Below are 25720 nucleotides of genomic sequence, written 5' to 3'. Positions count from 1 at the left end.
CTGCGCCACTGCACCGCCGTGTTGAAAACGGCGGGACATGCATGGCCGTCCTGGCCTTGCGCCGTGCCGCGGGTCGCTAGTTCCGCTCGCGCGGTTTGGCCCGATGCGTCGGCGTTGCCGTCCAGGGATCGTCCGGCCACGGATGCCTCGGGTAACGACCCTTCAGCTCCTTCCTTACCTCCGGGTAGGTGCGCTCCCAGAAGCTGCGCAAATCTTGCGTGACCTGTATCGGTCGGCCGGCGGGAGACTGTAGGTGCAGGGTCACGGCCACTCGGCCACCGCCTACGCGCGGGGTGTCGGCGAGGCCGAACAGCTCCTGCAGCTTCACCGCCAGCACCGGCGGCGCATCGGGCGCGTATTCCAGTCGGCGCGTCTGGCCGCTGGGCACCAGCAGCGCATCGGGTGCGTGGGCGTCCAGCGCCTGCCGTTGCGCATGGTCGAGCAGGGACGACAGCGCCTGCGAAAGCTCCTCCGCCTCCAGTGCATCCAGCCTGCGCTTGCCGCCGAGGTACGGCGCCAGCCAGTCGTCCAGCGTGGCGAGCAGCCGCTTGTCGGAAACGTCGGGCAGGCCCAGCTCCGGCATCCATTCGCGCAAGGCCTGCACGCGCAGTCGCAGGCGTCGTACGTGTTCGCTCCACGGCAGCGCCTCCAGTCCCTTGCCGCGGATCGCGGCAAGCATGGCGGGCAAGGCGTCTTCCGGCTGCACTGGTACGCTGCGGCGTTCCAGCACGATGGCGGCGTAGCGGTGTTCCTCGAACGCTTCCGCCGCACCACGGGTCTCGTTCCAGCGCAGCGTGCGTTCGCGCACGAAGCGCTGCGGATAGTCGCGCTCCAGCACGCGCGGATCGAACGGCGCGGCAGCGAGGATCAGGCTGTCGCGCGCATCGAAGCGCAGGTCGAGCGCCACCAGCCACGGCTCGCCCAGCAAGGCGGTGTTGTCATGCAGGCGTGCGCCACGGCCGTTGGACAAGGTGTAGCGCAACGGATTGGCCTCGTCGCGGCGCGCGATGCGGTCGGGGAAAGCATGCAGCAGCAGGTCGCCCACGGCGTGGCTGTCGGGCGTGCCACTGGCAGGCGTACGTATGTCGAGGCGCCTGCGCCAGCCCTTGGCAGTCTGTTCGATGGCAGCCAGCGCGCCGGCGTCCGCGCCATGGCCACGACGGTCGCGCCACGCATGCAGTGCAGCCACGCGCAGGCGGAAGTCGTCGCTGCGCGCCTGTTCGCCGCGCAGCGGCGAACGCGCCTCCATCAGCGCAAGCAGGTCGGCGACCAGTGCACGCAACGTGTCCGGCGCGCGCAGCGCGGCCGCGCCCAGACGCGGGGTGGCACCCAGTGCCAGCATGCGCCGGCCCAGCGCGGCGATGCGGCCATCGCCATCCAGCGCACCAAGATCCGCCAGCAATTCGCGCGCCTGCGCCAACGCGCCGCTAGGCGGCGCATCCAGCCATGGCAATGCGGTGCTGCCCCACGCGGCGAGTTCCAGCGCAAGGCCGGAGAGTTCCGCTTGCGCGATCTCCGCCGTGCGCGCGGGATCCAGCCGTTTGCTTTGCGGCCACAGACGATAGGCGGCGCCTTCCGCGACGCGCCCTGCGCGACCTGCGCGCTGGTCGGCGGAAGCCTGCGAAATGCCCACCGTCTCCAGCCGCGTGAAGCCGGAATTCGGATCGAAGCGCGGCTCGCGCGCAAGGCCACTGTCGATCACCGCGCGAATGCCGGGCAAGGTGACGCTGGACTCGGCCACGTTGGTGGCCAGCACGACGCGCCGCGTGCCCGCTTCGGCGGGCGACAGCGCCCATTGCTGCTCAGCCAGCGACAACTCGCCGTGCAGCGGCACGACTTCGAGGTTTTCCTCCCCCTCCCGACGGGAAAGAGTTTCTTCCAGCAGCGCCTGCACCCGGGCGATTTCGCGCCGGCCCGGCAAAAAGGCCAGCACATCGCCGTCGTTCTCCGACAACGCCTGCTTCGCCACGCGCGCGAGGTGATGTTCCAGGCTTTCCTGCGTGCGCGCCGGGGGATGCTCGATGCGCACCGGAAAACTGCGACCGGGACTGCTGAGTCGGGGCGCCTCCAGCCAGCGCGCGATACGCTCGCCGTCCAGCGTGGCGGACATCACCACCAGCCGGAGGTCGGGCCGCAGCGTGGCCTGCACGTCCAACGCCAAGGCAGCGCCCAGGTCGCCCGCGAGATGGCGTTCGTGGAATTCGTCGAACAGGATCGCTGCGATACCCGCAAGCTCGGGATCATCCTGGATCAGTCGCGTGAGAATGCCTTCGGTGACGACCTCGATGCGCGTGGCCGCACTGGTCTTCGACTCGAAGCGGATGCGATAGCCGACGGTCTGCCCCACCTCCTCGTTCAACTGCCGCGCCATGAACTGCGCGGCGGCGCGCGCGGCGATGCGGCGGGGCTCCAGCATTACGATCCTCCGGCCATCCAGCCACGGCGCGTCAAGCAGTGCCAGCGGTACCTGGGTGGTCTTGCCCGCGCCGGGCGGCGCTTCCAGCACCAAGCGCGGCGTCGCCATGAGCGACGCGCGGATGTCGGGGAGCAGCGGGGTGATCGGAAAGCTAGATGGGGCAGGATTCATGCGCGGCGATGATACCCAACCGCCTTGATAGGGCCGGGAACTGGAAGCCGAAATGACTCGCTATCGATGCCTGGAAGTTACGCAAAGTCCATGCGAGGACTGCCGATCACCAATTTCGCCAATTCCAAAAACCAAGCAAGTCACCAAGCGCCCCTACCATCAGAAATCCGCCCGCGAGGCTAGGAAATGCGAGTGTCATCCAAAATGTCACAGCATCGTCTGAGCGCTTGTATTGCTTAAAAGTGTGAAGGCCCATCGTCACGCCGAGGCGAATATCCAACAACGCCGACCAGACGAACAGGCCTCCCATTCCTACGCAAGCCCAATCCTTTTCCCATGTACCCAACGGAAACGGGTGCAGCCTGCAGGCGACATAAACCAACCCAGCAACGACAAACGCAGCATTGCGCACCTTCGACCAAGAGGGCGACGCACGGCATTCCGCGTCTTCGTCACTCATGCAGCTTCACCCTGCACTCGTTTCAGCATATGCATGTCATCCGTCAGTGCCGCAATGGCGCCGTCTGCGCTGAGCCCGCCTGCCCGGCTGAAGTCGTCGTGCCGGCCGCCGGCGTGGCATACAGCGGCCTCAGCGATTCGAAGCCCTGCTGGTAGTCGTCCGTGATCTGGCGCGCCTCCTCGCTGTTGCGGATCACCCGCGGGGTGATCAGCACGATCAGTTCGGTACGGTTGCGGGTGTGGCTGGTGCTGCCGAACAGGCGCCCCAGCACCGGGATGCGGTTGAGCCCGGGGATGCCGGTGTCGGTGTTGTCCTGCTCGTCCTGGATCAGGCCGCCGAGCAGCACGGTCTGGCCGCTCTGCACGGCCACCTGGGTACCGATCTCGCGCTGCGCGATGGTGTAGTTGCCCTGCGAGTTCGCGGCGCCCTGGGTGGAGCTGACCTGCTGGTCGATGCTGAGGTAGACGAGTCCGCCCGGATTGACCCGCGGTTGCACGTTGAGGATCACGCCGGTGGGCAGGTAGGTGACGTTGCTGGCGGTGGTGGTGCTGCCCGTGCCGGTGGTCAGGCCCGCGACGATGGAGGTCTGGTTGACCGGAATCTGGTTGCCCACCTGGATGTGCGCCACCTGGTTGTTGAGCACCACCAGCGACGGTGCCGACAGCGTCTTGGTGTTGCCGCTCTGCTCCAGCGCGCTGAGCGCCACCTGGAACTTGCCGTTGCTGCTGAGGAAGGAATAGAAGAACGGCTGGCCGCCGTACGCATTGGTGCCCTGGCCCAGGGCGATCTGGCGATGCGCACCCGGATAGATGCTGGTGGCACCGTTGTCGTTGAAGCCGGTGCCGGTGGGCGTGCTGTTGGCCAGACCCTGCAGGTACCACTGCACGCCGAACTGGAACTGGCCGGTAAGGTCGACCTCGAGAATCCTGGTCTCGATCTGCACCTGCAATGGCACGTTGTCCAGCCGCTTGATCGCGGTCTCGATCTCGCTCCACTGCGAGGGCCGCGCGCGCACCAGCAGCTGGTTGTTGGAATCCACCGAACCGATGTGGATGCTGCCGTCCTGCGAGGTGTACTGCTGGTCCTGGTTGCCGGCGTTGGCGGTGCCGAAGCTGCCGGAGGATGCGGCGCCGCCAGTCATGCCGTTGCCGGCGCCGCTGCCGCCGAAACCGCCTGCGCTGCCCGTGCTGCCGAAACCGCCACCGGTGTTGCCGAGACCGCCGCTGTTCAGTCCACTCTGGCCGCCCATCGCGGTATTGCTGCTGCCGAAGCTGCCTGCGGTGCTCCCCATGCCGCTGGCCGAGCCGCGTGCGTTGTCGCTGCTGCCCAAGGTACCGGAGGTGAGGCCAGGTCCGACTTCGCCGCCACCGGAACCGCCACCCGAACTGCTGCCGTAGAGCTGCCCCAGATACTTGGCCAGGTCCGAAGCTTTCATGTTGCGCACGTTGTACACGAAGAGCTGCGGCTGGTTGCCGCCGCCCTGGTCGATGCGCGCGATCCAGTCGCCCACCTCGTCCACGTAGTTCGGCTGCGTGCTGATCACCACCAGCGCGTTGGTGCGCTTGATCGGGATGAAACGCACCATGCCGGCCAGCGGCGTGTCGCCCTTGGAGCCGAACATCTCGTCCAGCTTGGGCATCAGTTGATCCACGTCGGCGTTCTGCAGGTTGAACACGCCCACCGACATGCCGCGCAGCCAGTCCACGTCGAAGGTGCTCACGGTGCGCTGGTAATTGGCCAGGTCATCCGGCGTGCCCGACATCACGATCACGTTGCGCGCGGAATCGACCAGCAGCACCGCGTCGGGCCGCGCGAACGGCTTGATCAGCTTCTCCATCTCGCCGGCGGCGATGTAGTGCAGCGGAAACAGGCGCGCCTGCAAGCCGCCGGCCGGTGCCGTTGCGCCGAGGCTGGGCACCAGGTTGCCGCCCACCGCGTCCTTCTCCGGCAACACTACGTAGCTGCCACCGCGCTCGACCAGTGCGTTGTTCGTCCACGACAGCAGGGTCTCCAGGATCGGCAGCGCCTGGTTGGCGTCCACCGGTTCGGAAGTGGAGAAGGAGATGTTGCCCTGCACGCCGGGCACGATGGTGTAGTTCTTCTTGAGCAGGTCGCCCAGGATCGCCTTCACCACCGCCTGCACCGGCTGGTTTTCGAAGTTGAAGGTGACGCCGTTCGGGCCGGCAGGCGACGGGCGCGGCGTAGCCAGCCCCGTGGCATGCACGAACTGGCCGCTGCCGCGACTGATCTGCGGCAGCGCCGTGGAGTTCGTGGTGGTGTTCTGGTCGTTGTCGAGCGGCAGCGGCGCCGGCACCGGCGCATGCGTGCCGGCCATCGCCTCGCGTTGCAGCGAAGAATCGTCGAGCTTGGGCGGCTGGCTGGCGCAACCGGACAGCGCTGCGAACACGGCCAGCACGGCGACATGCGACAGGTTGATCCGGAGGCGCTGCCGCAAACGCATGGAAGTGGACTGGCGGTACATCAGTGAGCTCCTTCGGGATTCGCGGCCTGATTGGCCGCGCGGTGCTGGAGTACGGCAGCCCTGAGCTGGCGCAGGCGTTCGAGCTGTTGCGGGTTGGCTTGGGGCGGCATCTGGCCGGGCAGATGCGGCACCGGCGTCATCATCTCGACACCCGGTGGTGGCGAGGGCGGTGGTGGTGGCGGAGCGCCGGCGACCGGCTTCGCGACATCGATCGTCGCGCCCGGCGGCAGCTTCAGTTCGGTGCGGCCTTGCGGGGAGTCGAGGATCACCGAGCGCTGCTTCACCTCGATCACGCTGACGCTGCCGTCGGGCAGCGACTGCCCTTCGCGCAGGCGCAGCTCCCGGTTGCCGTTGTTGTCGTGCAGCAGCGCCATGCGCAGCTGCGGAGTGAGGATGATGCCGGTGAGCTGGAGGTCACCCAGGCTGCTGCCGCCGCTGGCGGCATGCACTTCAGGCTTGCGATCCGGGCTGAACAGCGACTGCTGCCACACCGGCGCAAACACCGCCAGCGGCACCGGTGCCGGCAGGCCGGTGTGCGGGCCGGCCGCGGAAGGTGGAGGCGCGGCGCGCGGTGCGTCCCAGCGCACGCCGCGACCGAAGCCGAACAGCAGTGTCAGCCACAGCACGCCCAGTAACAGCACGAGCGTCGCGAGTACGGCCGTCAGCCGGCGTTGGCTGGCAGCATTCATGGCGACTCTCCAGGCTGCCCTGCCGCGGGCGACGACGGCGCGGTCGCACCGCCGTTGCCAGGACGCACGTAGCCGGAGACGGTGAACTGCACTTCCAGCGGCAACCCGTTGCCTTGCACGGCAATCGGGTTGCGGTAGATGTTGAGGTTGTCCACGAACAGGTAGGGCGTGCCCTGCTCCAGCGATTGCAGCACAGCCACCAGGGGCTGGATGTCGCAACTCAGGTTGATGCTGGCCGCGGCCTTGCGGTACGGCTCATCCGGCGCGGACTGCGGATTGGTCACCGGCATCTTCTGCGTCACCTTGCAGCTGCCGCCTTCGGTATGCCCGGCCACGGCATCCACCACGCGCTGCATCAGATCGGCGGCGGCGGTGTTCGGATCGTCGTCGGGCAGATAGGCGTCGCTGGCAGCCTGGCCCGCGCCCAGCGCGGCCAGGCGTTTTTCCAGCAGCGGTTTTTCGGCGATGGCGGCAGCGTAGCGGCTCTGCGTGTCGCGCAGGTCATCCATCTGTGCATCGATGTCGCGCAACGGTGCCACGAACCACCAGTGCAGCAGCAGGAAGTAAGCCAGCAACAAGGCCAGCAGCAGCAGGCCAACGGCTGCGATGCGGCTGTCGCGCGGAGTGAGCTTCAGCGCCTTCATGGCGTGCTCCCGCTGTCGGCCGGCTGGGAGGCATCGCCTTTCCCGCCAGCAGCCCGCTCCGGCGTGGGCTTGTGCAGCTGCGCCACCATGTAGAAACGCTCCTTGCCGGTGGCGGGATCGGATTGGATGCTGCCTTGGAAATTCGCGTTGTCGAGCAGGGTCGAGCCCTTGAGCGCGTCGAGCAGCTTCGCCGCCTGCGGGCTCTGGCCCTGGAAGCCCATCTGCCCGCTGTCGTCGAGGCTGAAGCGCTCCATCCATGCGGTAGACGGCAGGCGGTTGGTGAGGTCGAGCAGCACGCCGAGCACGGTGGGGCGTTGCGCCTTGCGCCGCGCCAGGAAGCCCGCCGCGCCGGCGTCATCCTGCAGTTGCTTGCGCAGCGCGGCCACCTGCTGCGCGCCGCCGCGCAACGTATCGACCTGCGCCTGCATCTGTGCCAACGCATCCTCGCGGTTGTGCAGCCAACTGCCCATCGCCAGCAGCAACAGCACGACGGCGGCGGCGGCCAGCGCGATGTTCAGGCGCAGGCGCGGACGGGTGCGGTGAGAAGCATGCTCCGGCGGCAGCAAATTGATGCCCAGGCGGCCGGCGCCCTGGGGCAGATCCACCGCATCCACGGCGATGCCCAGCGTCTTGAGCCGGGCCAGCAGCGGATCGAGCGTATCGCGGCGGATCACCAGCAGCTCAACCGCGCAACGACCGGCGGCGGCAGGCTGCGCGAGCTCGCGCACCGCGTAATACACCTGCGCCGCGTGGAACGGTGTCTGCCGGTCCATTTCGTAACCGGCGACCTGGTGCAGCTTGCCGCGCGCGGCCAGCGGCAGTTGCAGCACACGGCGCAGCACCGCGTCGGCAGGCAGCAGCAGGGCAAGCCGGCGATCCTCGGGGTCGGTGCCTCGCCATGCGTCGGCCAAGGCGGCCTGTTGCGCGGTGGCATCGAGGGCGTCGCTCCAGCGCGCCAACGGCTCGGCGTGGCCGGCCCGGCGCAAGCGCCAGTCGCCATCGGCCTGTTGCAGCAGGTGCCAACCGGTGCCACCGGCCAGCGCGTCGCGCCAGCGCGCCGGCAGCAACGGGACGAGCTCGCCGCCCCACCACGCGAAAAAGCCCGGCAAGGGCGAAGCGCGCCAGCCATGGCGCAAGCGCTCCATAGGGAACCTTCTCATGGCTCCCATAACCGCAGCGATGTCGTTGCAGTATTCATTCCCCGTCACCCTCCTGCCAGCGCAGCACCGTATACGGCTGCGATCCCATCCTGCTCTGCTGCAGACGGATCGTGGCGCGGATCACCGCGCGCGTGCCGTCGGCCAGCTCGGCCTGCGAACGAATACTATGCGTGATCCCGCCGCCGATGGGCGAGGTGCCGCTACCGCCGTTTTGCTGCCGTGCGGCCAACAGGGCCTGCACCTGCTGCGGATCCACCCCGGGAATCGCGGCCAGCACCAGGGGAGGCGCGGTGGTCGGATCGGGGATGGCGCGTCCGGACCAGATCGTGATCGCCGGTTCCAGGTGCTGGTAGAGCTCCGGCGTCATGCCCAGCACCAGCTGCAATTCCTGCAGCGTGGCGAACGGACCGTGGCGCGGACCATAGTCGCGCCCGGCGGCGGCATAGGCGGCACGCGCGCTGTCCGCCTGACCCGCCTCGGCGACGAAACTGCGCCAGTCCACCACGTTGGCGGCGAGCTTGCCGGCAGCCGCCGCATCCAGACCGGCGGCGCGGAACAGCCCCTGCAGCACCTCGGGCGAGGCGGCATTGAGATCGACCTTGCCGCCTTCGTCGATCATCGACACCTGCACCGTGGCGTCATCGAACGGAAACGGATAGGCGCGACCATCGGCCACCCAGCGCCGCTTGAGATCGGGGTCCTGCAAGGCGACCAGCGCGCGCATCACCCCTGCCTCGGCGGCATAGTGCGCGCGCGCCTCCGCAAACTGGTAGCGCGTCTGCAACGCCTCGGTGTGTGCGAGCACGGCATAGCCACCCAGCAGGATCGCCAGCAGGGTGCAGGCCCACAGCACCAGCAGCAGGGCCACGCCGCGTTGACCGGCCGGCTGCTTCATCGCGCGCCTCCGAAGGGGATGCTGCCCGGCAGCAAGCCGACGTGGCCGCCTGCGGCAGCGGCATCCACACGCAGCGGCACGCTCAACTCGGGCCAGTCATAGCCGCCCCACGTCTGCAGGCGGATGCGCACCAGTTGCGGCATGCGCGTACCGTCGGCCCAGTCGCTGCCCCACGGCATCAGCTGGTTCTGTACGTCGCGCCCGCGGTAATCGAAGCCGCCTTTCACGATGTGGTCGAGCAGCACCTGCGGTTCGCCCAGCGGCTTGGGCGGCTGGCCGTCCGGCGGCAGCAACGACAGTTGCAGCTCCAGCCGTTGTTCGCCCTTGCCGCCATCCACCAGCCGCAACACCTGCAACTGTGGCCCCAGCTTGCCGAGGTAGCCGGGCAACGGCGCGACGTAACGCATCTCGTGCTCGCTGCCGCTGAAGTAGATCGGCCGGCCGCTGTCGGTGTGGGCTATGGGTTGCGCCAGCGCCTGCGACAGTTCGCTGCGCAGGAAGCGCTGCGCCGAACCGATCTCGTCGACGCGGCCGATCGCCGCGCCGCCGGAATGCACGGCATGGACCGCACTGCGCACACCGCCGTACACCGCCACCAGCAGCAAGGCAAGCAGGGCCAGCGCGCCCAGCACCTCCAGCAGGGTAAAGCCGCGCTGCCGTTTCATGGGCCACCACCCGACGGCGCCTGCGGCCTGCCGAGGCGCAAGGTGGCGAAATGCGCGACCTGCGGATGCGCGGTACTGCCCCATTGCACCGTCAGGTCCAGCCGATACAGCTGCAGGCTGCCTCCGGGCGACGCGCCAGGCGCCTGCCACGGCGTCACGTCCAGCGTCCATCGATAGTGGTCGTCGAAACTGCCGTTGCTGCTGCCCGGCGCCAGCGGCTCGGTGACGAAGGCGCTGTCGAGCAGGCTGCGCGCATGCAGCGCCGCTTCGTCATGCGCCGCCGCGTTGTGTGAAAGCCGGATCGCACCTCCCGCCACCTTCATCAGCGCCGCGAAGGCAATCGCCAGCAGCAGCATCGCGGCGATGACTTCGAGCAGGCTGAAGCCGTGCTGGCGGGACATGTGTTTCACCGTTGCGCCACCTGGTCCACCACCGCAACCTGCCCGGTGAGCCACGACACGTTGATGCGCCACTGTCGACGACCGCTGGTCAGGATGATGTGGCCGCCGGTGGAACTGCCGTCGGGGAAGAAGCGGATGCGTCCGGTGTAGTCGTTCGGGCGATCTTCCAGCGCGCTGGTGATGGAGAGCTTGAGGCCCGCGGGCAGGCGCACGTCCTTGCGCTTCGCATCGCTGTATGTGTCATTGCGAAGGTCCACGTCGAAATACTGCTGCTTGCCCTGCACGATGGCCTGCGCACGGGTGGCGCGCAGCGCGGCGGCGATCTCGCCGCTGGCTGCATTGATGCGCGCGCTGGCCAGCCCCTGCGTCACCGACACCGACACCGCCGCCGCCGCGATGCCGATCAGCAGGATCACCACCAGCATTTCCAGCAGGGTGAAGCCGTACTGGCCACGACGCGCCCTTCTCCCGGGATGCAGGGAGACGGACGACGGATCGTGACGCACTGCGCAACGCATGCGACGGGCCTACTGCCAGTTGCCCACGTCCTTGTCGTAGCCGTCGCCGCCGGGCTTGCCGTCGCGGCCGTAGAAGATCAGGTCGAAGTTGCCGTGTTCGCCGGGCGCCTTGTAGCCGAAGGCGTGGCCCCACGGATCCTTCAGTTCGGATTCTTTCGCATAGGGACCTTGCCAGTTCGGCGCATTCGCGGGCTTGGCGACCAGGTCTTCCAGTTGCTGCGGCGGTGCGCCGTTGTCCAGCGCGTAGTTTTCGACCTTCTGGCCGAGCGTCACCAGTTGCGCCTTGCCCGCACCGTACTTGCCCTTGTCCATGTTCTTGCCGACCTGGGTCACCACCACGGCACCGACCACGCCGATCAGCACGATCACCGCGAGCATTTCGAGCAGGGTGAAGCCGGCGGCGCGGCGGATGGAGCGGATGCGTTTGTACTGCATGCAAGACCTCGTCATGTCGAACTCCGGAACGATGTGCGATGGCTATTGGATATTGCTGGTGAGGCTGAGCAGCGGCAGCAGGATCGCCGCCATGATCAGGCCCACCAATACGGTCATCACCACGGTGAGCGCGGGCACCAGCGCGGCGAGCAGGCGGTCGATGGAGCGGCGGCTTTCCAGCTCGAAGGTATCGGCCACCTTGAGCAGCATGGTGTCGAGTTCGCCGGCTTCCTCGCCCACCTGCACCATCTGCAGGGCGAGCCGCGGGAATACCTTGGCCTGACCCAGCGCGAAACCCAGGCCTGAGCCTTCCTTCACCTGCTCGTGTGCTTGTGCGAGCGCCGCGTCCAGCGCGCGGTTGGCGGCGACCTGCCGCGCTATGGCGAGCGCGCCCAGCATCGGCACGCCGTTCTTCAGCAGCGTGCCCAGCGTGCGTGCGATGCGCGCGGTCTGCACCTTCAGCAGCAGCGGGCCGGCCACACGCATGCGCAGCAGGCGCGCATCCCAGGCCAGTCGCGCGGCCGGGTCGCGCAGGCGTACGCGCAGGTAGGACACGCCGCCGGCCAGCAGCAGGGCGATCAGCCACCACCACGACTGCAAGGTCTGCCCCAACGCCAGTACCGCCTTGGTGATCCACGGCAGCGGCACCTGCATGTCTTCGAAGATCGGCACGAACTGCGGCACCACGTAGGCCAGCAGCAACACCAACGAGCCCAGCACGCCCACCAGCAGGAAGGCCGGGTAGATCAACGAATTGATGATGCTGCCGCGCAGGGCCTGCGAGCGCTCGAGATAGTCGGCCAGCCGGCGCAGCGTATCTTCCAGCGAGCCGCCTGCCTCGCCTGCGCGCACCAGCGCGATGTAGAGCTTGGGGAACACGCCGTGTTCCTCGTCCAGCGCCTGCGACAGCGGCATGCCGCCGCGCACGCGGTCGCGCACCCGTTCGATTAGCTTCTGCGCGCGCTCGCCCTCGGGCAGGTCGAGCAGGATGCCCAGTGCGCGGTCCAGCGGCTGGCCCGCGCCAAGCAAGGTCGCCAGCTGGTGCGTGAACTGCGCGAGCTGGTCGCCGTTGAACGGGCCGCGCTTGAACAGCGCCGCAAGACCGGACCCGCCACCCATCGCATCGGCCGCCTGTGCCTCCAGCGGTGTATGGCCCTGGTCCTGCAACCGCGCCACCACTTCGTCGACGCTGCCGGCCTCCATTTGCCCTTGCAGCAATTCGCCGGCTTCGCTGATGGCCTTGTACTGGAACTGGCTCATGGAGTCCGCCGCTCCCCACCACCGGCACGCTCGAACGGCAGCGAACCCGCACGGCACGTTTGCACCCTCTCCCCTCGAGGGAGAGGGTTGGGATGAGGGACCAATCTTGCGGCACGCCTGCTTCGAAGCACGCCCTGGACTTGCTTCATGGCAAGCACCCGCCCCACACCCCAGCCCTCTCTCCAGAGGAGGGGAGGAGTCATCCCCCGTGACAGGGGAGCAAGCGCATCAGCCCTCCTGCGTGACACGCAGCACCTCCTCCAGCGTGGTGACACCGGCGAGGGATTTGGCGATGCCGTCCTCGTACATGGTGCGCATGCCTTCGGCGCGCGCCTGCTTCTCGATCTCGCCGGCGTCGGCCTTCTGCATCACCAGGCGACGCAGCGGCTCGCTCATCACCAGGAATTCCATGATCGCCTGCCGGCCGCGATAGCCGCTGGGATTGGCCGCACTGGAGCCGGCCCGCCACAGGCGGATCGGCTTGCCGCCAGCGTATTTCTCCAGCTCGAACTGGCGGATCACCTCGGGCGAAGGCTCATAGGGAATCGCCGTTTCCGGGTCGAGCCTGCGCACCAGGCGCTGGGCGAGGATGCCGTTGACGGTGGAACCGAGCAGGTAATCCTCGACGCCCATGTCCAGCAGGCGCGTGATGCCGCCGGACGCGCTGTTGGTGTGCAAGGTGGAGAGCACGAGATGGCCGGTGAGCGCCGACTGGATCGCGATGCGGCAGGTCTCCAGGTCGCGCATCTCGCCGATCATGATGACGTCCGGGTCCTGGCGCACGATGGAGCGCAGCGCAGCGGCGAAATCCAGCCCGATCTGCGGCTTGGCCTGGATCTGGTTGATGCCCTCGATCTGGTATTCGACCGGATCCTCGACGGTGATGATCTTCACGTCCGGCGTGTTGATCTTCGACAGCGCGGTGTACAGCGTGGTGGTCTTGCCCGAGCCGGTGGGGCCGGTGACCAGCAGGATGCCGTGCGGGCGCTCGAGCACTTCGACGAAGCGCGACTGGAAGCTGTCGGTGAAGCCCAATGTTGAGAAGTCGAACACCACCGACTCGCGATCGAGGATGCGCATCACCACCGACTCGCCGAAGCTGGTCGGTACGGTGGATACGCGCAAGTCCAGCTCCTTGCCCTGCACCCGCAACTGGATGCGGCCATCCTGCGGCAGGCGGCGCTCGGCGATGTTGAGCTTGGCCATGATCTTCACGCGCGAAATCACTGCCGCGGTCGAGCTGGACGGCGGCGCCTCCACCTCGTGCAACACGCCGTCGATGCGGTAACGCACCTTGAGTCGATTCTCGAACGGCTCGATGTGCACGTCGGAAGCACGTTGTTCAACGGCGCGTTGCAGGATCAGGTTGACCAGGCGGATCACCGGCGCTTCGCTGGCGAGGTCACGCAGGTGCTCCACGTCGTCCACTTCCGACGTGCCGCCGTCGATGTTCTCCACGATGGTGCCCATCGCCGAACGGCCGCTGCCGTAATAACGCTCGATCAGGTCGTCGATCTCCGAACGGAGGCCGATGCGCAGCGCCACCGGCCTGGCCGCCGCCAGCCGTACCGCCTGCAGCGGATACGGGTCGGCGGGATCGGCCATCACCAGCGCCAGCCCGTGTTCGCCGTCGCTCACCGGCACCACGTGCTGCTGCTTGAGGAAGCGCAACGAGAGTTCGAGATCGGGCGGTGCCAGCTCGGGCGCATCACGGACGGACAAGAGCGGCACGGCGAGCAATTCGCTCCATGCTTCGGCCAGCTCGCGCTCGTTGACCAGACCCAGACGCGCTAGCAATGCGGTGAGCGTGCCTTCGGTAGCCTCCTCGTGCAGCCGTCGGGCCCGCACCAGGTCGCCGTCCTTCAGGCGGCCGCGCGCCACCAGCAGCGCACATACCGCCGCCTCGCGCCCGTCCACCGTTGCCGCTTCCTCATCCCGCGCCGGCTGCACTACTGCCGACATACGTCACCCCGCCCGCGAATCGCGACTGCCAAGTAAATGCCTTTCGACCGTGCCCCTCCCCCGAAGCCGCACGGCGAACGCACATAGGTAACACATCGACGGAGCGACTGGCGAGCGCGGCGCCACAAGTCCGCGCCGATCCGCTGCTCTTGCCGCCCCGCGCCAGTCTGTGACAATGGCGCTTTTCACCGGGTTCCCCATGCAGCTCGTCGACATCGGCGCCAATCTAGGCCACGAATCCTTCCGCCACGACTTCGACGCCGTGCTGCAGCGCGCGCAAGAACATGGCGTGGAAAGGATGATCGTCACCGGCGCTTCGCGCGAAGGCAGCGAGCACGCACTGGCGCTGGCGCATGCGCACCCCAACAGGCTGTGGGCCACGGCCGGCGTGCACCCGCACCACGCGATCGACTACGACGACGCCACCGATGCGCGCCTGCGCGAACTGGCGCAGGATCCTGCGGTGCGCGCAGTGGGCGAGACCGGCCTGGACTACAACCGCAACTACTCGCCGCGCGACGTGCAACTGCACGTGTTCGAACGCCAGCTGGCGATCGCGGCGGAGCTGGGCAAGCCCTTGTTCCTGCACCAGCGCGATGCGCACGAGGATTTCATCGCCCTGCTCAGGCGCTGGCGCGACCGCGTGCCGGCCGCCGTGGTGCACTGCTTCACCGACGGCCGCGAGGCATTGCACGACTACCTTGCGCTGGACTGCCACATCGGCATCACCGGATGGATCTGCGACGAGCGGCGCGGCACCCATCTGCGCGAACTGGTGCGCGAGATTCCCGCCGACCGCCTGATGATAGAAACCGACGCACCCTACCTGCTGCCGCGCACCGTGCGCCCGCAGCCCAGCCACCGCCGCAACGAACCGATGTACCTAAGGCACATCTGCGCGGAAGTCGCGCGCGACCGCGGCGAGAGCCCCACACAGACCGCGGCGATGACCACCGCCACCGCCTGCCGTTTCTTCGGCCTCGATACCGCCGCGGCCTGAGCTACACCTCGGCCTTGAAGGTGCGCCCCAGCGTCGGACCGCCACCGACGTAGTGGCGGAACACGTACAGAAGGGGGCGGAAGCGCTGCGGATCGATGTGGTTGCCGCCGTCGAGAACCATCTCTTCGTGCGCATATACCCGCAGCACTTCCGTCTCCACGGTGACGAAGCCGCCGGCGTCGTTTTTCCAGTCGTCGACGGAACGTGCGTGACACGCCGCCACGCGCGCTTCCATCTGCAACGGACATTCCGCGACGCGCGGCGCCCGCACCTGCTCCGAAGGCAGCGGCGTCAGTCCGGCCAGCGCGAACTTGTCGGCCACGTGGCGATAGCCCGCCTTCCAGTCCGGCACCGGATCGCAGCCGGTGGTCGGCGCCAGCGCCTCCACCGCGCGCCATTGTTCCGGCCCTGCCACGTTCAAGGTGCATTCGCGTTCGCGCCGCAGATTGGCCAGGCCCTGGCCGCCTTCGGCCAGGCCCAGCACGATGCGGTCGGCCAGCGCCCAGGCCGAGGACATTGGAGTCAGGTTGGCGCTGCCGTCTTCGTTGCGCGTGGCGATCAACAGCACCGGCGTGCCGAAATAAAGGATGCGCGGATGGATGGTGCGAATGGGAATGGGAATGGGCGTTTGCATGGACACCATCGTCGCGGCAGCGGCACCCTTCATGTTTCGGCGGCCAACGAAGTGTCAGCGGCAAGGGCGCGTTAGCATGCGTCCATGCACGCCGCCCCCACCCGCTACCAGCTCGCCGAGATCGGCAGCCTGCTCGCCGACCCGTCGCGTGCGGCAATCCTGCTGGCCCTGGTGGATGGGCGTGCGCGGCCCGCAGGCGAACTGGCGCGCATGGCCGGCATCGCACCCAGCACGGCCAGCGCGCACCTGGGTCGGCTGGTGGAAGGCGGTCTATTGCAAGTGCTGGATCAGGGCAGGCATCGCTATTTCCGCGTGGCCAACGACCAGGTCGTGCAGGTGCTAGAAGCGCTTCCCCTGTTGCGCGCGCCGCAGCAATGTCTTCCGAAATCCACGGCCGGAACGCGGCCGCTGGCCTTTGCCCGCACCTGCTATCGCCACCTCGCCGGACGGTTGGGCGTGGCGTTTTATGAAGCACTGCGCCGGCAGGCCTGGATCGAGCTCGGCGAACAGTCGGTGCGGCTTACCGCCACGGGGACTGAAGCACTGCAAACGGCCGGCCTGCTTCCGCACGGAGCCGGGCAGGCGCTGGCGGGGCGCGGGTGCCTGGATTGGACCGAGCGCCGCTTCCACCTCGGCGGCTCGTTGGGCGTGGCGATCACCGAACATCTGCTGCGCCGCGATTGGCTGCGCCGCCATGACGGTTCACGCGCCCTGCTGTTGACGCCGCCCGGGCGCAGCGAACTGCGCCGACTTGGCATCGTCCTCGACGATTGAGTGCACCGGTTTGGCGCCTGTGCAAACCTTCTCTTCGAGTACGCAATAGCGTGCTCTGTGTTGTCGCAAGAAACAGAGATGTCCGGAGCAACTCCGAAGTAACCCAGAGAAATGGCCTCATTCAATCCGCTGGGACTACAAGCAGACTGCGTCGAAAACGTTGGGGCCACTCCCGCCTACGCGATAGACGCGGCGGTCGCACCGAGCCGTATCGGTAAGCTCGGGGATTTCCAGATAGCCACCATTACGGTTGCGCAGAAATTTGGAGCGCGCCTCTAAAGCCGCCGCCACTCGCCCGGCGCAAGACCATCCAGTGCGTGCTCCCCGATGCGCAAGCGGATCAGCCGCAGCGTAGGGAAGCCCGCCGCGGCGGTCATGCGGCGCACTTGGCGGTTGCGACCTTCGCGCAGGGTGACGGTGAGCCAGCTGGTGGGGATGGCCTTGCGGAAGCGTACCGGCGGGTCGCGCGGCCACAGCCAATCCGGTTCATCGGCATGCTCGGCGAGCGCCGGCAAGGTGGGGCCATCGTTCAGCACCACGCCGCGACGCAGCGCGGTGAGCGCTACGTCGTCGATCGTTCCATCCACCTGCACCAGGTAGGTCTTTGGCTGCTTGTGGCGCGGGTCGGTAAGGCGGTGCGCGAGCGGGCCATCGTCGGTGAGCAGCAGCAAACCCTCGCTGTCGTGGTCCAGCCGGCCGGCTGCGTAGACGCCCTTCTGTCGCACGTAGTCGGCCAGCGTGGGCCGACCGTCGTCGCTGGTGAACTGGCACAACACGCCGTAGGGCTTGTTGAGCGCAATCAACATGACGGCTGCATGTGCGACAACGACTTAGTGCGCCGCAGCCGGCTTCACGAAGCGCAGCGTCATGCGATCCGATTCGCCGATGGCCAGGTACTTCGCCCGATCCTGGTTGCCCAGCGTCAGCGTGGGCGGCAAGGTCCATACGCCCTTCGGATAGTCCTTGGTGTCCTTCGGGTTCGCGTTGATCTCGCTCTGGCCCTCGAGCTTGAAGCCGGCGTCGGTGGCAAGCTTGATCACATAGTCGGTGGGCAGATAGCCGCTGGACATTACTGCATCCAGGGTGGCGCCCGGCGCCGCGCGATGGTCGGTCACGCCGAGTACGCCGCCCGGGCGCAGCACGGCGAAGAACGCCTTGAACATCGCCTCTGCGGTGCCGGCTTCCGCCCAGTTGTGCACGTTGCGGAACGTCAGCACCCGGTCGGCCGAGCCGGGCGGACCGAACACCGGCGCCTTGGGATCGAACTCGACGACATGGGCGTTGCCGTATTCGGCCGGGTTGGCGGCGAACTTCCTGCGCAGCGCGTCGTCGTCGCGCTTCGCTTCGCCACCGGCAGGCGCTTCCACGGCGGCGATGTAATGGCCGCGGTCGCGCAGCAGCGGTGCCAGGATCTCGGTGTACCAGCCACCGCCCGGGATGATCTCGACCACCGTCTGGTTGGCCTGCACGCCGAAGAACTGCAGCGTGGCCTTGGGATGGCGGTAGAGGTCGCGCGCGCGATTCGTCGGCGTGCGCCAAGTGCCAGCGATAGCGGCGTCGAGCCGGCTGGCACTCCCCGGCGGCACCGACGCGGCCGCCGGCTGATGTGGCATTGCCTGTTGCGCGTGGCTGGGCGAGGTAGCCATGCCCATGGTCAACAGCAGCGCTGCGCCGGCCCCAAAAATCATTGGATGTTTCATGGAAGGCTCCTGTGCATGGATATGGTCCGCCCAGTATGCGGGATGGCGGGCGCGGAGTGATGACAGGCCGTACCGGCTCAGAACGGTCGCGGGCACACCGATTGCAATCCGTCGATGTGCTCGTGCAGGTCCGAAGCGATGCCCTGCCACATCGGGTCGAGGATGAAGTCGATCCCTTCGCGCCGCGCCAGCTTCGCAGCGGGAATGAAATCCGCATCGCCCGCCACCAGCACGATCTGGTCCACCAGCTGCTTGTAGGCCAGCGCGGCAATGTCGATGCCGATCTTCATGTCCACCTGGGTCTGGCGCATGTCCGGCTCGTAGTGCTCGTCGCCCAGATCGTCCCAGTGCAGGTTGCCGTCGCGCAGCTGCTGCATGGCATGGGACTTCAGCTTCCATTCGCCGCGTTCGGCGAGCCGGCCCAGCCGCAGCGCCATCTTGCGCTGGCGGCGCAATTGATCGTGCAGCTCGCGACGGAACGCTGCGGCGCCGCTGCGCCCGAAATCCACGACGTCGCCGCTCACCGGACGCACGAAGCTCTTTTCCAGCGGCGGGCAGTCGTAGAAGAAGATGCGGTACAGCGATTCGCGCGGACGGTCCAGCGCCTTCAGATGCTCCAGTGCCATGCCGAATACGGTCTTGGCCACGGTGCGCGCGTCGTTGGCGTCACGCTCGCCCCATACTTTCCGGTAGCGCGCAAGGAAGAAGGCGCCGTCGACGAGGATGGCGGTACGTTGCATAGGAGATCCTTATATGACGCGGTAAAAAAGAGTCATGATTTGCGCACGGTGGCGCATCTGCATTTTACGCAATGCGGGTCAGGCGACGGGGAGCACCGCATCCGGCTCCCATACGTGCATCTGCTCGCGGAAGGTCTTCGCCTCGGCCAGCAGCCACTCGCGGAAGGCCTGCAACCCACGATGCTCCTGCGAGCGCGGCGGGTACACGAGCCAATACGCCTCCGGCACTGGCATGTAGTTGTGGCCCAGCACCACCAGCATGCCGGCGTCGATCAGCGACTTCGAGGTCACCATGCGGCCCAGGCCGACCCCGAGACCTTCCAGCGCTGCATGACGCGCGGCATCGAGGCTGTCGAAGTTCGCCACCCGGCGCGAGGGCAGCCTGCCGCCATAGCGCGCGAACCAGTCGCGCCAGCGATCGGCCGGATTCGGGTCGCCCAGCAGCGGCCAGTCGCTGAGGTCTTCGGGGTTGGCTCCGCCCATGCGCGCCACCAGTTCGGGCGTCGCTACCGGCGCAAGCCACTCGGCGAACAGCCGGTCGGCGTGCAGGCCCGGCCATTCGCCGCGCCCGTAGCGCAATGCGCAGTCCACCGGCTCCCGCTCGAAATCCACCAGTGCCGACGAGGACTGCAGATTGAGTTCCAGGTCCGGATGCGACGCCACCATGCGTGGCAACCGTGGCATCAGCCAGCTCGACATGATGCCGGGGCTTGCACTCAAGGTGAGTGCGTCGTGACGGTATTCACGGTAGCGCAGCAAAGCGTGCTCGATGCCGTCGAAGTGCACGCCCACTGCATCGAACAGGCGGCAGCCTTCCACGGTGAGGCTTACTCCGCGTGGGCCACGCTCGAGCAGGCGTCGGCCCAGCCGTTCCTCCAGCTGGCGCATCTGGTGGCTGAGCGCACTCACCGTGAGATGGGCCTGCTCCGCGGCGCGCGACAGCTTGCCGTGGCGGGCGACCAGCACGAACTGCTGCAACAGGTCCAGCGAGAGCCGCGTCATCTTGAATGATCCTCAAGTCAGGCTTGCGAAGATATCGCTTTTTCGGCATCACGCCAGGCCTTACCTTGCATCCATCCCCACCCCAACTTGCAAGGAATTCACCATGCGCTCGCCCTTCGTCGGCCTGCTGCTGCAGCACGGCCATGTGCATTCCCCCGAACTCGTCCGCCAGCTGACCGATGAGGATCAGCAGCCCCTGCCCCTGCGTGACGCGGTCAAGCGGCTGACCACGCCGGAGACCGCGGCCAGGCGGAACTCGTGGGGCGCCGTTACCCGCTCCGCGCGCTACCTGTTTCTCATCAACTCGCCCTGACAATGCAGGGAGGAGCGACTGCCAGTTCGGATCCGTCCGGCTGGCGGTCGGCTTCATCTCGCAAGCCCGAGCGGACACCCACAAGGCCTCATCGTTCTTGCAGACTCCACATCGGCTTCATGACGGCACCGTGGACCTCGTCGCCGGCAACATATTCGTGGTCCGATGGAAGTCGAAGACAAGCCGCTTGCCGGCGGCGATGGCAGGAGAACACCATGATCTGTCGCATATGGCACGGGATCACGCCACGCTCCAAGGCCAATGCCTACGCGGGCTTCCTTGAGCGACGCGCCATTCCGGACTACCGTTCCGTTCCCGGCAACCGATTTGTCGCCGTGCTTCGGCGGGATGACGCCGAGGTCACGCACTTCATGACGGTGACGCACTGGGATTCGGAGGAAAGCATTCGTGCTTTCGCCGGAGACGAGTTGCTGAAGGCCAAGTACTACCCCGAGGACCGGGACTATCTGCTGGAGTTCGAACCGCTGGTCCAGCACTTCGTCATGGTCGCCGCCGAGGGAACGAGCTGACTCGGCGTCCACGGCTCCATCCAGCCGCATCGCGCCAGGAGATATTCATGCAGAACCGCCCGCTCGGCCGCTCGCCGCTTTCCATCGCCCCGCTGGTGTTCGGCGGCAACGTGTTCGGCTGGAGTGTCAACGAGGCGCACGCGTTCCAACTGCTCGATGCCTTCGTCGACGGCGGCGGCAACATGGTCGACACCGCGGATGTCTACTCGGCCTGGGTACCCGGCAATGCAGGCGGCGAATCCGAAACCATCATCGGCAAATGGCTGAAGCAGAGCGGCAAGCGCGACCGCGTGCTGCTCGCCACCAAGGTGGCGAAATGGGCCGAGCATCCCGGCCTCTCCCCAGTCAACATCCGCGCCGCGGTGGAAGGTTCGCTGCAGCGCCTGCAGACCGACCGCATCGATCTCTACTTCGCGCACGAAGACGACGCCAGCGTGCCCATGCACGAAACGCTGGGCGAATTCGCGCGGCTGATCGAAGAGGGCAAGGTGCGCGCCATCGGCGCCTCCAACTTCCGCGCCGATCGCGTCGCCGACGCGCTGGCGCTGTCGAAGCAGCACAACCTGCCCCGCTACGAATGCCTGCAGCCGGAGTACAACCTCGTCGCGCGCGCCGGCTACGAGGTGGAACTCGAACCGCTGGTACGCGAGGAAGGTCTGGGTGTGGTCTGCTACTACGCGCTGGCCAGCGGCTTCCTCTCCGGCAAGTACCGCAGCGCGGCCGACCTAGCCAAGAGCAGCGCGCGCGGCGGCGCGGCCAAGCGCTACCTCAACCCGCACGGCCTGCGCGTGCTGGATGTGCTCGACGCGGTGGCTGCCGCACACCGGGCCACGTCCGCACAGGTGGCGCTGGCATGGCTGATCGCCCATCCGGGCATCACCGCGCCGATTGCCAGCGCGACCAGCGTGGCGCAGCTCGCGGAGATCATGGGTGCGCTGTCGCTCACCTTGCGCGCGGACGAGATCGCCGCGCTGGACCAGGCCAGCGGGATGTAGTCGCGGTCAGGCCCATTCGACCCGATCCCGGCCAGCCTCCTTGGCGATATACAGAGCGCGGTCGGCGGCCTCGATCAGCTCCCGACCCGTCGTTCCATTTGTGGCGTCCAGCGAGGCACCGCCGATGCTGACCGTCACCTGGCCGGACGGACTGTCCGCGTGCTCGATGCCCAGTTGCCTTACCGCGTCGCACAGGCATTGCGCCACCAGCAGCGCGCCGGCACGCATGGTGTCCGGCATCAGCAGCACGAATTCCTCGCCACCGTAGCGTGCCAGCACATCCGAGCGCCGCTTTTCCAGGTCCTGCAGGACCCCTGCCACGGACTGCAGGCAGCGGTCGCCGGCGGGGTGCCCATAGCGGTCGTTGTATTGCTTGAAGCGATCGACGTCGATCATCAGCAGCGAGATGCCTCGCCGATTGCGGATGGCAGCCGCGTACATGCGCGCATAGGCCTCCTCGAAAGCGCGCCGGTTGGCGACCCCGGTAAGCACGTCGATGTGCGCCAGTTCCACCAGCCGTTCCTGGTCGTCGCGCAACTGCGCTTCGATCTGCGCACGGCGCACCTCCCCCAGCACGCCGCGCAGTCCTGATCCCAGCAAGGTCGCCACTACGCCGGCCGCCCCCAAGACAAAGCGATGCTGCATCAGGAAGATCGCCACCACCAATACGGACAGCGCAAGCAACTGCGGGCTGGCGGTGCGCACGAAGCGCGCCGGCACCAGCGACGATTTCGACATGCCCTTCAACGGGGGCGCCAGGCTGCTCACCGCCAGCAGCATGAACGGCACGTCGACCACGAGGTCATAGAGTGAGCCCGTTCGCGGCGCCACATCCATCGCCACATGATGGTTGTAGTAGAACGCCACCAGCGCGTAGCTGACGGCGTAGATCACCAACACCCCGAAGAACTCGCGTTGGGATCTGGAGTCGCTGGCGAAGAAGCGGATAAGTGCCGTAATGGCCAGGTACGCGTTCTCCAGGTCGAACAGATGCGCGATCAGCGGCGGCGAGACGTCGTTGCCGACGACGTTCAACGCGTTCAACGCCTGGATCAGGGCGAAATAGAGCAATCCCAGGGCAAGCGCGAGAAACGCGTCGATGCCCCGCTGTACCCACGTCGATGCATCGGTGCCCACGGTGGCGATGGCGTAGGTGATCGGTACGCCATACAACGTGTAGACCAGCATGATGCCGGCTGGAGCCAATACGTTGAGGTCCAGCACCACGTCCTGGATGAGACTCCCCAGCATGCCAAGCGTCCACAAGGCCATGCTGGCCGCCAGCAGGACCCAGCCCGGGTACGGAGAGTGCGCCTGCCCGCGACGGTGGCGGTGGAGCACCGTCAGCATCGCCAACATCGGCGCCGCCATCAGGAATACGTACGAAACGCCCATCGCATGGTTCGGGAAGCATATGATCGCCACCCCATGAAGCACGATGAACAACCCGGCTAGCCATCCGATGACGCGCATCCGTCGACCCAGTTCACGGCGCCCCATGGCGCTATGGAGATAAATACGCCCTGGCGGGAAAACGCGCAAACGCCTATGAGCTATCTCGATGTGGCCGGGGCGACCCCGATATCCGGCTCCGTCGCGTCCTGCTGTTCCGGCGACTCCACCGTATAGCCCTGTGCGGCCAGCTTGGCGAGATAGCCGTCCGTCGCCATCAATTCGTCCATTGGCAACATGGCGAAGCTGGTGTCGTTCTTCGTCAGGGCATCACGCGCAGCCGCCACCCATGCGGCCTCCAACTGCGCGGGTATGTCCGCCAGACCCAGCTGTCGCGCGAAGCCGGCGCTGGTGATCGCATTGACGCAAGCATCGCGGCGATGGCTGTCGGGCTGCGTCCGCAACGCTTCGAGATCGCCGGTGGCCCAGGCGTTGGCGCGTTCGGCCATCGCCGGCAAGTCGTGTTCGACGGCATCCAGCGTGCGGTTGAAGCATTCGATATCGCTGGGCGCGGCAGCCTTGAAGGCCTTGAGCGCGTCGCCCGGATGCTGGATCTCCACGCGGTATTGCACGGGCGTTTCGACCATGCCTCCGCTCTTCACCAGTGCAGCCACCGTGCCCGACACGCCGCCATCGTTGCTGAGGTCATTCGCCTTGAGCGCCTTCTTGTACAGCTCCTGCGCCGCGAACAGCGGTCGCCAACGCTCGATGCCGCGGTCGTCGCCGATGTACTTCCGTTTCAAGATCAACCATCGCGCGTAAGTGGGCGCATCCATCACCTGGTTCAGCGATTTGCCGTCCGGGTTCTTGCGCGCGCCATAGGCGCTGGGCAAGAGGAACAGCTTGCCGAAGAAACCGATATCCGCCTTCAACTCGAGCCTCGGTTGCGTCAACACCTGCTTCGAGCGTGCGATCACCTGTTCCACCTGGTGCGATTCCCACTGCATGTGGGCGGGCAGCGGCGATAGCGTGCCCAGTACCCACAGCACATGGCCATCCTTGCTCACCTTCCACAGGCCCGGCCCGGATACCACGCCAGTGACGACCGTCGGTGCCAGCAACGGCACGTTGGCCGGTACCGGCGGCGCTACCGTCGAGGGCCTCGCCGGCGACGTCTGCATCGGCACGGCAGCGGCGGCCGACACGACCAGCATCAGGCTCAACAGCACAATCCAGGGACGCATCAGGTTCTTCCTCGTGGTCAATAACGGGTATCGGCATCCAGGCGAGAGCCGCCCGTCGGCAGCGCTCTGACCGCGCCGGTTGATGGATGTTCACCCGAACGAGACAACGACGCTTGAACGGACACGCGCGATCGTGAGCAAGCTCTTACGGATCAGCTTCGTCCGGCGGCTGAACGACGTAGCCTTCCGCTTCGAGCCGCGCGAGGGGTCCATCGGGCGACAGCAGCTTGTCCATCGGCAACGTGGCGAAGGTGGTTGCATTGCGCGCCAGCGCCTGCTCTGCCGCGTAGAGCCAGGTGGCATCGATCCGCGCGGGAAGATCGCGCATATCCAGTTGTCGCGCAAAATCGGCGTTCATCGCAGCAACCACGCATGCCTCGCGGGCGACTTCCTGCGAAGTGCCGCGCAGCGCGGCAACATCGCCGCTGGACCAGGCGTTGGCGCGCACTGCCAATACATCCACGCCATGCGCCACCATGTCCATGGTCTCTTGCAGGCAGCCGATGTCCTGCTGCTGGGTTTCACGGATGGTCTCGTCTGCGTCGCGCGGATGCGCGACCACTATTTCGTACTCGACCGGCGTGCGCTTCACACCGTGTCGCCGTGCCAGCTTTTCGATGGCATGCGCGACCTCGTCCGCGTCGGTCAGCCCTCCCTTGGCCAACGCCGCCTTGTAAAGCTCGAACGCTGCCACGATCGGACGCCAGTGCGCGCTGCCCCAGCCGTGCACGCCGTACTGGTCTTGCATTGCCTGCCAACGTGCATACGTCTGTGACGGCAACGACTGCTGCAGGGTGGCGTCGTCGGGGTTCCTGCGCGCGTCGTATGCAGACGGCAGCAACAGCAGCTTGCCGAAGGCGCTGGTGTCCAGCCTGAGACGGGCCGCCGGCACTTCGAGCAGTTCCTGCGATTGCGCCAAGGCCTTTTCCACCGGCGCCGAACGCCACTTCATGTGCTCGGGCAGCGGCGTCAGCGTGCCAAGCACCCACAGCACATGCCCTTCCCGGCTCACCTTCCACAGGCCCGGTCCGAGCTGCACGCCGGTGACGCTGACCGGGGCCAGCGTGACGGCGGCCGTGGATGCGTGGGCGGGTGCGGCGGCCGTCTGCGCGCGCATCGGCCCGGCAAGGATGCAAAGCAGCAACAGTAGCCAGGATGCCCGGATCATGTGCTCCATTTCCGCTCGGGAATCTCCAGAATTACCAATGAGTATCGTGCGGTTTCGAAGCCGCTAGAAA

General features: G+C 67.0%; 26 protein-coding genes. 5 read left to right on the top strand and 21 right to left on the bottom strand.

All coding sequences use genetic code 11. The annotated features are described in order from the left end of the window. Window positions 1-76 precede the first annotated feature (76 nt). The 13 genes from hrpB to gspE form a co-directional block, all read right to left on the bottom strand. Window positions 77-2587, bottom strand: coding sequence for an ATP-dependent helicase HrpB (gene hrpB / locus ISP25_RS14845; protein WP_404614972.1), 2511 nt, complete (start codon window positions 2585-2587; stop codon window positions 77-79). 106 nt (window positions 2588-2693) lie between these two features. Then, window positions 2694-3047 (bottom strand): hypothetical protein, encoded by a 354-nt coding sequence (locus ISP25_RS14840; RefSeq protein WP_404614970.1) that lies wholly within the window; start codon window positions 3045-3047, stop codon window positions 2694-2696. Between the two features lie 43 nt (window positions 3048-3090). Further along, on the bottom strand, window positions 3091-5529 hold the full coding sequence (gene gspD, locus ISP25_RS14835) for a type II secretion system secretin GspD (RefSeq protein WP_404614968.1): 2439 nt from the start codon (window positions 5527-5529) through the stop codon (window positions 3091-3093). Continuing rightward, window positions 5529-6218 carry a general secretion pathway protein GspN gene (locus ISP25_RS14830; RefSeq protein WP_192159437.1) on the bottom strand — a complete coding sequence of 230 codons (690 nt, stop codon included), beginning with the start codon at window positions 6216-6218 and terminating at the stop codon, window positions 5529-5531. The genes gspD and ISP25_RS14830 overlap by 1 nt, the downstream gene beginning before the upstream one ends. Beyond that, the gene (gene gspM / locus ISP25_RS14825; protein ID WP_404614966.1) at window positions 6215-6862 is read right to left on the bottom strand and encodes a type II secretion system protein GspM; all 648 of its coding nucleotides are present in this window, start codon (window positions 6860-6862) and stop codon (window positions 6215-6217) included. Before gspM ends, ISP25_RS14830 begins: the two co-directional genes overlap by 4 nt. Then, window positions 6859-8022 (bottom strand): PilN domain-containing protein, encoded by a 1164-nt coding sequence (locus ISP25_RS14820; protein ID WP_404614964.1) that lies wholly within the window; start codon window positions 8020-8022, stop codon window positions 6859-6861. Before ISP25_RS14820 ends, gspM begins: the two co-directional genes overlap by 4 nt. A 34-nt stretch (window positions 8023-8056) precedes the next feature. Beyond that, complete coding sequence (locus tag ISP25_RS14815; RefSeq protein WP_192159433.1) at window positions 8057-8917, bottom strand: type II secretion system minor pseudopilin; 861 nt, start codon at window positions 8915-8917, stop codon at window positions 8057-8059. Further along, window positions 8914-9582, bottom strand: coding sequence for a prepilin-type N-terminal cleavage/methylation domain-containing protein (locus tag ISP25_RS14810; protein ID WP_404614962.1), 669 nt, complete (start codon window positions 9580-9582; stop codon window positions 8914-8916). Before ISP25_RS14810 ends, ISP25_RS14815 begins: the two co-directional genes overlap by 4 nt. Continuing rightward, a complete protein-coding gene (locus ISP25_RS14805; protein ID WP_404614960.1) occupies window positions 9579-9983 on the bottom strand; it encodes a prepilin-type N-terminal cleavage/methylation domain-containing protein in 405 nt (134 codons plus the stop codon). Before ISP25_RS14805 ends, ISP25_RS14810 begins: the two co-directional genes overlap by 4 nt. Window positions 9984-9988: 5 nt before the next feature. Then, a complete protein-coding gene (locus ISP25_RS14800) occupies window positions 9989-10501 on the bottom strand; it encodes a GspH/FimT family pseudopilin (RefSeq protein ID WP_404614958.1) in 513 nt (170 codons plus the stop codon). Between the two features lie 9 nt (window positions 10502-10510). Beyond that, on the bottom strand, window positions 10511-10936 hold the full coding sequence (gspG, locus tag ISP25_RS14795; RefSeq protein ID WP_192159515.1) for a type II secretion system major pseudopilin GspG: 426 nt from the start codon (window positions 10934-10936) through the stop codon (window positions 10511-10513). A 42-nt stretch (window positions 10937-10978) separates the two neighbouring features. After that, window positions 10979-12196 carry a type II secretion system inner membrane protein GspF gene (gspF, locus tag ISP25_RS14790; protein ID WP_192159422.1) on the bottom strand — a complete coding sequence of 406 codons (1218 nt, stop codon included), beginning with the start codon at window positions 12194-12196 and terminating at the stop codon, window positions 10979-10981. Between the two features lie 228 nt (window positions 12197-12424). Then, complete coding sequence (gene gspE / locus ISP25_RS14785; RefSeq protein ID WP_404614956.1) at window positions 12425-14158, bottom strand: type II secretion system ATPase GspE; 1734 nt, start codon at window positions 14156-14158, stop codon at window positions 12425-12427. Window positions 14159-14357: 199 nt separating this feature from the next. On the opposite strand from gspE, the gene ISP25_RS14780 reads away from it, so the two are divergent. Next, window positions 14358-15158, top strand: coding sequence for a TatD family hydrolase (locus tag ISP25_RS14780; RefSeq protein ID WP_404614954.1), 801 nt, complete (start codon window positions 14358-14360; stop codon window positions 15156-15158). Window position 15159: 1 nt separating this feature from the next. Here ISP25_RS14780 and ISP25_RS14775 read toward each other — a convergent pair whose 3' ends face one another. Further along, window positions 15160-15792, bottom strand: coding sequence for a flavin reductase family protein (locus ISP25_RS14775; RefSeq protein ID WP_404614952.1), 633 nt, complete (start codon window positions 15790-15792; stop codon window positions 15160-15162). Window positions 15793-15876: 84 nt separating this feature from the next. Here ISP25_RS14775 and ISP25_RS14770 point away from each other — a divergent pair, with 84 nt between their 5' ends. Then, on the top strand, window positions 15877-16566 hold the full coding sequence (locus tag ISP25_RS14770; RefSeq protein WP_404614950.1) for an ArsR/SmtB family transcription factor: 690 nt from the start codon (window positions 15877-15879) through the stop codon (window positions 16564-16566). A gap of 275 nt (window positions 16567-16841) precedes the next feature. On the opposite strand, the gene ISP25_RS14765 is transcribed toward ISP25_RS14770, so the two are convergent. The 4 genes from ISP25_RS14765 to ISP25_RS14750 form a co-directional block, all read right to left on the bottom strand. Continuing rightward, window positions 16842-17372 (bottom strand): pseudouridine synthase, encoded by a 531-nt coding sequence (locus ISP25_RS14765; RefSeq protein WP_404614948.1) that lies wholly within the window; start codon window positions 17370-17372, stop codon window positions 16842-16844. 24 nt (window positions 17373-17396) lie between these two features. Next, window positions 17397-18266, bottom strand: coding sequence for a class I SAM-dependent methyltransferase (locus ISP25_RS14760; RefSeq protein ID WP_404614946.1), 870 nt, complete (start codon window positions 18264-18266; stop codon window positions 17397-17399). A gap of 77 nt (window positions 18267-18343) precedes the next feature. Further along, a complete protein-coding gene (locus ISP25_RS14755; RefSeq protein ID WP_192159399.1) occupies window positions 18344-19006 on the bottom strand; it encodes an NYN domain-containing protein in 663 nt (220 codons plus the stop codon). 78 nt (window positions 19007-19084) lie between these two features. Further along, window positions 19085-20008 (bottom strand): LysR substrate-binding domain-containing protein, encoded by a 924-nt coding sequence (locus ISP25_RS14750; protein WP_192159397.1) that lies wholly within the window; start codon window positions 20006-20008, stop codon window positions 19085-19087. A gap of 103 nt (window positions 20009-20111) precedes the next feature. Here ISP25_RS14750 and ISP25_RS14745 point away from each other — a divergent pair, with 103 nt between their 5' ends. The 3 genes from ISP25_RS14745 to ISP25_RS14735 all read left to right on the top strand — a co-directional run bounded on the left by ISP25_RS14745 (window position 20112) and on the right by ISP25_RS14735 (window position 21846). Continuing rightward, window positions 20112-20321 (top strand): hypothetical protein, encoded by a 210-nt coding sequence (locus tag ISP25_RS14745; protein ID WP_404614944.1) that lies wholly within the window; start codon window positions 20112-20114, stop codon window positions 20319-20321. Window positions 20322-20536: 215 nt separating this feature from the next. Continuing rightward, window positions 20537-20851, top strand: coding sequence for a hypothetical protein (locus ISP25_RS14740; protein WP_404614942.1), 315 nt, complete (start codon window positions 20537-20539; stop codon window positions 20849-20851). A gap of 47 nt (window positions 20852-20898) precedes the next feature. Further along, on the top strand, window positions 20899-21846 hold the full coding sequence (locus ISP25_RS14735) for an aldo/keto reductase (protein WP_404614940.1): 948 nt from the start codon (window positions 20899-20901) through the stop codon (window positions 21844-21846). A 6-nt stretch (window positions 21847-21852) separates the two neighbouring features. Here the strand turns inward: ISP25_RS14735 and ISP25_RS14730 are convergent, their stop codons facing one another. The 3 genes from ISP25_RS14730 to ISP25_RS14720 form a co-directional block, all read right to left on the bottom strand. Beyond that, entirely contained in the window at window positions 21853-23241 is a 1389-nt protein-coding gene (locus tag ISP25_RS14730) for a GGDEF domain-containing protein (RefSeq protein ID WP_404614938.1), read from the bottom strand. 158 nt (window positions 23242-23399) lie between these two features. Next, entirely contained in the window at window positions 23400-24482 is a 1083-nt protein-coding gene (locus ISP25_RS14725; protein ID WP_404614936.1) for a TraB/GumN family protein, read from the bottom strand. Between the two features lie 145 nt (window positions 24483-24627). After that, entirely contained in the window at window positions 24628-25650 is a 1023-nt protein-coding gene (locus ISP25_RS14720) for a TraB/GumN family protein (protein WP_404614934.1), read from the bottom strand. Window positions 25651-25720 lie beyond the last annotated feature (70 nt).

It is taken from the genome of Rhodanobacter hydrolyticus (genome assembly GCF_044904645.1).
The sequence above is the reverse complement of the archived record's forward strand: the minus strand, read 5'-3'. Positions and strand labels throughout refer to the sequence as shown.